The organism is Bartonella rattaustraliani AUST/NH4 (genome assembly GCF_000312565.1).
Classification (GTDB): domain Bacteria; phylum Pseudomonadota; class Alphaproteobacteria; order Rhizobiales; family Rhizobiaceae; genus Bartonella; species Bartonella rattaustraliani.
This window is the reverse complement of the sequence record NZ_CALW02000048.1, coordinates 1-2,038: the sequence shown is the minus strand read 5'-3', so window position 1 is coordinate 2,038 and position 2,038 is coordinate 1. Positions and strand designations below refer to the sequence as shown.

Genomic DNA, 2,038 nt, shown 5'->3' with positions numbered 1-2,038 from the left:
AAAACGCCCTAGATAAAGCCATAAAAAAAACAGCTGAAGCCGTTGTAATCATTAGACAACGTATTGATTCATAATGGTTTTATCGTTTCTCACCTTGAATCATAACCCCGAATATTGTAAGATTCTCTCATCTCAAATCACTTCATATTGAATCAGTTTTATTCACTTAGCTTTATGCCATAAGCGGGGCTGGCGTGTGGATAAAATTTATATAAGAAAGGACTAAAAATGGCTCTTATGAACCGTCTTAATGCAAGGGCTGTCGCAACATTGGGTGCTGGTAAATATAATGATGGTGGTGCTCAATGGCTTTATCGCTATACCATTCACGGACGCCGTCGTGAAATGGATTTAGGGACTCTCAGAGAAGTCTTTTTAAAACAAACCCGTGAAACTGCAACACGGTGGCGTTCTGTTTTACATGAGGGTCGTGATCCCATTAAAGAACGTGAGAAACAAAAGCGTGAGGCAATGCGTAATCTTCATTACTTAAACGACATTGCTTTAGACGCTTTTGAAAGCCGTAAAGCTGAATTAAAGGATGATGGTAAGGATGGCCGATTGGTTTTCATCTTTACAACTTCATGTCTTTCCCAAATCATGCTGCCTTCCCATTTCAGAAATCACACAAACAGAGATACTCAATACGCTTGCCCCCATATGGCATACAAAAGCAGGAACAGCAGAAAAAGCGCTAAACCGTCTTAATATTTGTCTCAAACATGCGGCTGCATTGGGATTAGATGTTGATTTACAAGTCACAGCCAAAGCACGTGCCCTCTTAGGGAAACAACGCCATAAAACTATTAATAGACCTACAATGGATTGGAAAGATGTGCCGGCTTTTTATAAAACACTTTGCCAAACAACAACCCTCACACAACTGGCTTTGCGTTTGCTTATCCTTACGGGTGTTCGTACACGTCCTTTACGTCATATTCGTGAAGATCAGATTGAAGGGGATATATGGACTATTCCTGCTGAAAATATGAAAGGTCGACGTGATGCTACAGAAGAGTTTCGTGTTCCCTTATCAACAGAAGCACTCAAAGTGAGTGAACAAGCGCGCTCTCTCACACGCAATGAGTTCCTTTTTTCTGCAACCGGTCGAGGTCCTCTTGCAGAATGTGGCATGTCACAATACATGAAAAAAACTGGTCTTGAGGCATGCCCGCATGGTTTTCGCTCTAGTTTACGCAATTGGCTCGCTGAAACAACCGATGCCCCCTATGAGGTCGCTGAAACAATTCTAAGTCATACGGTCGGAGGTAAAGTAGAGCGTGCCTATCGTCGTACTGACTATCTTGAACAGCGCCGTGTTTATATGGATAAATGGGCAGCTTATGTCACGGGTCAAACTTAAGAGATGGGGTATTTTACCCCTAACCTGTGGATAACTTTTTTCTCTCTTTTCTCATATTGTGTCATTAAAAATCATCAAGATTCAATTTTAAAAATACATGATAAAAGACTGTTTTTTATAGATTAAATACCTTTTCAACGATTCAAGAATATGGTTAATAAGTGGTTATGATTTGTTTACAATTTATGTTCTGAAAGGATTTTTTAATGACAGAAAATGATACTCTTCTCACAGACCGTGAAAGTGCAAAATTGCTCCATATGAGGTTTCAACATTCCGCCGTCATGTGACAAACGGTGTTTTACCAAAACCCTTAAAGTTTGGTTTTTTGTCGCGTTGGTTACAATCGGATCTTCACGGTGTGATAGAGAAAGCAAAAAACAACCGTAGCAATAATGCTGCATAAAAGAAAACCTTGTCACGTAAGGACGGACAAGGCTCTTCATTACTTATCAAATTATGAATAGCAAAATCCGTCCTGTGACGCAAGATCATAGGATAAAAAAATGTATTCTTATACACATGCTGCGGGCATAACACGTGCCTTGCATGGTGTTTGGCATGGGCATTATGGACTTGCCCATTGCCCTGCCCATGATGATAGCACTCCTAGTTTAGCTCTTACTTATGGTTATAATGGTCAATTATTATTTCATTGTCATGCTGGCTGCTCTT

Annotated in this window: 2 pseudogenes; both read left to right on the top strand. The window is 40.2% G+C overall.

Going from position 1 to position 2,038, the window contains the following annotated elements:
• The first annotated feature begins 228 nt into the window (after positions 1-228).
• A pseudogene (locus tag BN67_RS13670) lies at positions 229-1,363 on the top strand (tyrosine-type recombinase/integrase).
• 206 nt (positions 1,364-1,569) lie between these two features.
• Positions 1,570-1,769: pseudogene (locus BN67_RS12835) on the top strand (helix-turn-helix transcriptional regulator).
• Positions 1,770-2,038 lie beyond the last annotated feature (269 nt).